This is a genomic window from Mycobacteriales bacterium, assembly GCA_035550055.1.
Lineage (GTDB): Bacteria > Actinomycetota > Actinomycetes > JAFAQI01 > JAFAQI01 > DASZTV01.
Genome location: DASZRO010000122.1, coordinates 1 through 5,895 on the forward strand (window position 1 = coordinate 1; position 5,895 = coordinate 5,895).

A 5,895-nucleotide genomic window follows, 5' to 3' on the forward strand; every position below is an offset into this window, starting at 1 on the left:
GGCGGTCCTCGTCGGCACGATCGCGGGTGCCAGCCTGCTGCTCGCGTTGCCCGGCTCGGCGTTCCGGCACGTCGTACCGATCCTGATCCTGTTCGCGGTCGCGCTCGTCATCGTCCAGCCGACCATCGCGCGGCGCCGCGCCTCTCGCGGAGCCCGGGCCGAGCATCCGGGCCCGTTGCTGCAGGTCGGTACGGCGGCGGTGTCGGTGTACGGCGGCTACTTCGGCGCGGCGCAAGGCGTGATGCTGCTCGCGTTGTTCGGCATCACCCTCGACGACGACATGCAGCGGCTCAACGCCGCGAAGAACGTCGTGGCCGCGGTGATCAACGCGGTCGGCGCGCTGTTCTTCATCGCGCGGACCGACATCGCGTGGCAGGTGGCGGGTCTGCTGTTCGTCGGTTCGACGTTCGGCGGTCAGCTCGGCGCGGTGATCGGCAGACGGCTGCCACCGGCGGTGCTGCGCGTGACGATCGTGGTCGTCGGCACCGCAGTCGCCATCAAGCTGCTCGTCTGATCCGCATGTGCCATCCGCTCGGGGTGGCTACTCGAGGTAGTCGCGGAGCTTCTGTGAGCGGCTCGGGTGGCGGAGCTTGGACAGCGTCTTCGCCTCGATCTGGCGGATCCGCTCGCGGGTGAGGCCGAACTCGCGGCCGATCTCGTCGAGGGTGCGCGGCTGGCCGTCGGTGAGCCCGAACCGCAGTGCGACGACGGCAGCCTCGCGCTCGGGAAGGGTCTTCAGGACGCTGTCGAGCTCGCGCTGCAGCAGACCGAAGGACACCACCTCGGCAGCGATCGGCGCGTCGGCGTCCTCGATGAAGTCGCCGAGCTGGCTGTCGCCCTCGTCGCCGACGTTCTGCTCGAGGGACACCGGCTCGCGGGCGTACCCCTGGATCTCGACGACCTTGTCGGGCGTCATGTCGAGCTCCTTGGCGAGCTCGTCCGCGGTCGGCTCGCGCCCGAGGTCCTGCAGCATCTGGCGCTGCACCCGGGTGAGCTTGTTGATCTGCTCGACCATGTGCACCGGGATGCGGATGGTGCGGGCCTGGTCGGCCATCGCGCGGGTGATCGCCTGGCGGATCCACCATGTCGCGTACGTCGAGAACTTGTAGCCCTTGGTGTAGTCGAACTTCTCCACCGCGCGGATCAGACCGAGGTTGCCTTCCTGGATGAGGTCCAGGAAGGCCATGCCGCGGCCGGTGTAGCGCTTGGCAACCGACACGACGAGGCGCAGGTTCGCTTCGAGCAGGTGGTCCTTGGCGCGCTGACCGTCGGCGGTCAGCCAGTCGTAGTCCTTTCGCAGCGCCTTCGCGAGCCGGATCTCGCCGGCGTCGGCGGCGCGCAGCCGCTCCGCGGCGAACAGGCCGGCCTCGATGCGCTTGGCGAGCTCGACCTCCTGCTCGGCGTTGAGCAGCGCGACCCGGCCGATCTCCTTCAGATAGGCGCGGACGAGGTCGGTCGACGGTCCTGAGTTGTCGTCCTCGACGACTACCTCGACGTCGTCGTCTTCCTCTTCGTCGACGAGCTCGCCCTCGGTCGGCTCGGTCTCCGGGTCGATCGGCAGCTGGGCTGACGCGCTGGCAGCCGCTTCGACGAGCGCCACCGGCGACGGCTCGGCGTCGCCGTCTTCGGCGGTCTCGGGGACGACGGTCATCGAGGGCTTTCGGCCGCGCGCCGCACGCTTCGCCGGGTCCGCAGTGGCTTGCCGCGCACTACTCACGAACTGCCTCTCCCGTGCTCAGGTGCCGCCGAGGGGACCGTCCCCAAGGGGGCGGCGCCGCCCAGAGTAGCCCGGTTTCTCGCTCGCAAATGAGGTCAGTCACAGATGGCTCCGCTGTACCGCCGAAGGGGCTAATCGAGGGCCTCACAGATCGATGGCGACGTATTTCGTGGAGAGGTACTCCTCAATGCCCTCCGGTCCTCCCTCGCGGCCGAAACCCGACTCCTTGATCCCGCCGAACGGTGCCGCGGCGTTCGAGACCAGGCCCTTGTTCAGCCCGAGCATCCCGACCTCGAGATTCTCGGTAACGCGGAACGCCCGCTTGATGTCGCGGGTGAAAACGTAAGCAACCAAGCCGTATTCAGTACGGTTGGCGGCCGCGACCGCCTCGTCATCGGTCTGGAAGGTCTTGACGGCCGCGACCGGCCCGAAGATCTCCTCGCGCAGCAGATCGGTGTCGTCGGCGATCCCCGACAGGACCGTCGGGGCGTAGAAGTATCCGGCGCCGTCGGGACGCTCGCCGCCGGTCAGGACCTTGGCGCCCTTGCCGACGGCGTCGTCCACCAGTTCCGCGACCTTGTCCCGCTGGTCGGCGTCGATGAGCGGTCCGACCTGGACCCCGTCGTCCGTACCGCGCCCGACCGGCATCGCGGCGAGGCGTTCAGCGAGCCGGGCCGAGAACTCGTCGGCGATCGAGGCGTGGACGTGGAAGCGGTTGGCCGCCACGCACGACTCGCCGCCGTTGCGCATCTTCGCGATGACCGCCTGCTCGACGGCGGCATCGAGATCCGCATCGTCGAAGACCAGGAACGGGGCGTTGCCGCCGAGTTCCATCGAGCACTTGATGAGATGCCGCGAGGCCATCTCCATCAGCTTCTTGCCGACCGGCGTGGAGCCGGTGAAGGACATCTTGCGGAGCCGGTCGTCGTCGAAGAGCGGCTCGGTGACGCGGCTCGCGCTGCTCGAGGTCACGACGTTGAGGACCCCCGCTGGCAGGCCCGCCTCGGTCAGCAAGTCGGCGAGGGCGAGCATCGACAACGGGGTCAGCTGGGCGGGCTTCACGACGATCGTGCAGCCGGCCGCGAGCGCCGGGCCGATCTTGCGGGTGCCCATCGCGGTCGGGAAGTTCCACGGCGTGATCAGCAGGCACGGCCCGATCGGCTGCTTCATCGTCAGCAGCCGGCCGGCGCCGGTGGGATTCACCGCGTAGCGCCCGTCGATGCGAACCGCTTCCTCGGAGTACCACCGGATGAAGTCCGAGGCGTAGGTGATCTCGCCCTTGGACTCCGCGACGGGCTTGCCCATCTCCAGCGTCATCAGCAACGCGAGATCGTCTGCCCGCTCGTTCATCAGCTCGTAGGTACGCCGCAGCACCTCGCCGCGCTCCCGCGGCGGAGTCGCCGCCCATGCCGCCTGCGCCGCGCAGGCGGCGTCGAGCGCAGCAATCGCGTCCTCCGCCGTCGCGTCCGCGACCTCGCACAGCCGCTGCTCGGTCGATGGGTCCTCGACCCCGAGCGTCGCGCCGCTGGAACTGTCTCGCCACTGCCCGCCGATGAACAGGCCCTTGGGCACTGCGTCGACGACGCGCTTCTCGTCAGCTGCTGTCACTGTCACACCCTTGAGTCTGCGACACGATCTTGGTCGCTGCGTACACGACGTCCGGTTCGCCGCGGGGGACGGGGATCTCGATGACATCGACGTTCCCGAAGTGGCGACGAAGAACCTGAAGGTACGGCGGTGATTGCGCGGCGCTCCACACCGTGAGCACCCCGCCCGGCGTCAGCCGGCTCGCCAGAAGCGCAGTGCCCTCGTCGCCGTACAGCGCGTCGTTGGCGTCGCTGACCGTCCAGTCGGGGCCGTTGTCCACGTCGAGACAGATCGCGTCGTAGCAGGACACTGCGCTCTGGCGCAACGCCTCACCGATGCCGACCGCCACGACCTCGGCGCGGGCGTCAGTGAGGACGTCGCCGGTCAGATGCGTCAGGTGGCGCCGGTGCCAGTCGATGATCGTCGGCTCGATCTCGACGACGGTCACGTGTGCCACGCGCTCGTCGTTCAACGCCTCGATTAGCGAGAAGCCGACGCCGAGACCGCCGATCAGCACCCGGTACGGCGGTTGCGCTCGGTCCAGCGCTGCCTGGACGAGCACCCGCTCGGACGCGCCGTTTCGGGTGTCCATGAGGAAGACGCCGTTGCTGACCACCTCGAAGTGCTCGCCGTCGCGGCGGAGCACCAGTTCGCCTCGCGGCGTCACTCGCCGCTCGACCGTTACCGCCACGCTTTGCGACGGACCTCGCCGTTTTGCGGACCCGCGCTGGACTCCCACACCCGCCGCCAGTCGGCCACCTTCGGCCCGGAAGACGGCGGAGTCTGCGCCGCGGCTGCGCGGAGAGCGGCGGCGTACCAGTCGGTGCTGTCCTCGTCGAGCAGGGTGTCGATGGCGGCCGAGATCCGGGCGTTGAACTCCAGCGTGCTCTCCCCGTCCGCGGCGCGCAGCGGGCGGCCGAATCGCACATGTACGGGCGGCTTGCCGGGTTTCGGCCAGCTGCGGCCCTTCGGCATCGCGGCGTACGAACCGCGCAGTCCCACCGGCAGGACCGGGATGCGGTGAGCGATCGCGAGTGCCGCGGCGCCCGGGCGGAACCGGCGGGTCCACCCGTCGGGGGAGCGGGTGCCCTCGGGGAACATCACGATTGACCAGCCGTCGTCGATCAGCTTCGCGGGTGTGTCGGACAGGCCGTGACCGTGGCGCTCGATCGGAAAGGTCGCGAAGACCAAGGCTGAGCCGATCGCGCGCCACCACGCGTCGAAGAAGTAGTCCGCCGCGGCACCGACCGTCACCTTGCGCTGCCACTCGACCGGAAGCGTGGTGAGCAGCAGCGCCGTGTCGAGGTGCGATGTGTGGTTCGCCACGATGATGACCGGCCCGTCGAGGCCGTCGAAGACGTCGAGACCCTCGACGCGCAAGGACGTCTCGCGGTGGACGATCGGTGTCAGCCCGCCGCGAAGGATCGCCTCGCGGGCCGCGCGCGCCGGCCGTGAGCGCGCCCAGTCGGTCGGGAACTCCTTGCGCTCCTCGAACGAGTGGTGCGGCTCGGCCGAGTGCGGGGGCAGCTTGCGATGACCCCACCGCCAACCGCGTGAGAGCGCTCTGAGGTCCTTCTGGAGGCTGCTCACCTCACGTCGGCCAGCAGATGCGGCGGGTTGTGGGTGTAGGTGATCGTCGGGCGGCTTCCGACGGTGTCGCGCGCCAGCTCGAGAGCGTCGGCGAACGTCGACGCGGAGCGCATGCCCATGCGGGCGACCGAGCGGCGGTCACCGCCGACCCAGATGACCTGGCCGACGTGGTCGAGGGCGTGGGCGCACCAGTACCACATGTAGAAGGGGTGTACGCCGTGATACGCGTGCGAGGTGCGGTAGAGGTGCGTGTACCAGGGATCGGTGGCGTACTGCTGCTCGAACTTCGGCCCGATCACCTTCGGGTCCGTGCTCTCGGCGAGGACCTCGTCGAAGAAGTCGACGTAGCTCGGGTGGTGCAGCGTCGAGAACTCCCACGGCACCGGGTGATCGAGGATGATCACGCCGCCTTCGCGCACCAGCGGCTTGCCGCGGTACATGTTGAAGAAGTAGCCCAGCCCCAGGCACGCCGCGAGGATCGGGTTCATCACGCTGTTGACGTTGTAGGGGCACAGGTACGGCAGCCCCATCACGAGCACGTCGGCCTGGCCGTCGACCTCGACGAGCTGCTGCAGGTGCACCCGCTCGAGCGTCTGGGCGTGGACCGGCTCGACCGCGCCGGCGCTGATGCCGGTGACCTGGTACGGCGCCTCCATCCGCTGAAAGACCTGCCGGCGCTGCTTGGCGGGCAGCAGGTCGATGCCGCGCTTCGCCCCCAGGAACAGCGCCTGGTCGCGCAGCGACCACTCCCACTCGCGCTTGGTCAGGAAGCCGTTCTGCGAAGGGAACGCGTCGTTGTTCAGCGTCGTCTCGATCTGGAAGACCTTCACGTGCTCGCCCAGGATCCGGCCCATCCGCCACGCGCTCGAGTGCAGCTCGGAGTGACGCGGGTCCATGAAGGACCGCGAGTGGATCATCGTGTGCGCGTTGTGGTGGTGGCGCAGCGAGTTGTACGACGCGAGACCGATCGCCGTGGACTTCCAGCCGCCGTCCATCGCGAC

At 69.0% G+C, this 5,895-nt stretch carries 6 protein-coding genes; 1 reads left to right on the plus strand and 5 read right to left on the minus strand.

Annotated features, from left to right (window positions below; genetic code table 11):
- A partial coding sequence (locus VG899_17665) for a sulfite exporter TauE/SafE family protein (protein HWA68194.1) occupies positions 1-514 on the plus strand: 514 nt, incomplete at its 5' end.
- A gap of 27 nt (positions 515-541) precedes the next feature.
- On the opposite strand, the gene VG899_17670 is transcribed toward VG899_17665, so the two are convergent.
- From VG899_17670 to VG899_17690, 5 genes are all read right to left on the minus strand, one after another.
- The gene (locus tag VG899_17670) at positions 542-1,651 is read right to left on the minus strand and encodes an RNA polymerase sigma factor (GenBank protein ID HWA68195.1); all 1,110 of its coding nucleotides are present in this window, start codon (positions 1,649-1,651) and stop codon (positions 542-544) included.
- Positions 1,652-1,861: 210 nt separating this feature from the next.
- A complete protein-coding gene (locus tag VG899_17675) occupies positions 1,862-3,325 on the minus strand; it encodes an NAD-dependent succinate-semialdehyde dehydrogenase (protein HWA68196.1) in 1,464 nt (487 codons plus the stop codon).
- Positions 3,312-3,995: a hypothetical protein gene (locus tag VG899_17680; protein ID HWA68197.1), complete on the minus strand. Its 684-nt coding sequence runs from the start codon at positions 3,993-3,995 to the stop codon at positions 3,312-3,314. The genes VG899_17675 and VG899_17680 overlap by 14 nt, the downstream gene beginning before the upstream one ends.
- Positions 3,986-4,894: a lysophospholipid acyltransferase family protein gene (locus VG899_17685; GenBank protein ID HWA68198.1), complete on the minus strand. Its 909-nt coding sequence runs from the start codon at positions 4,892-4,894 to the stop codon at positions 3,986-3,988. The genes VG899_17680 and VG899_17685 overlap by 10 nt, the downstream gene beginning before the upstream one ends.
- On the minus strand, positions 4,891-5,895 hold a 1,005-nt coding region (locus VG899_17690; protein ID HWA68199.1), incomplete at its 5' end, for a hypothetical protein. The genes VG899_17685 and VG899_17690, both read right to left, overlap by 4 nt.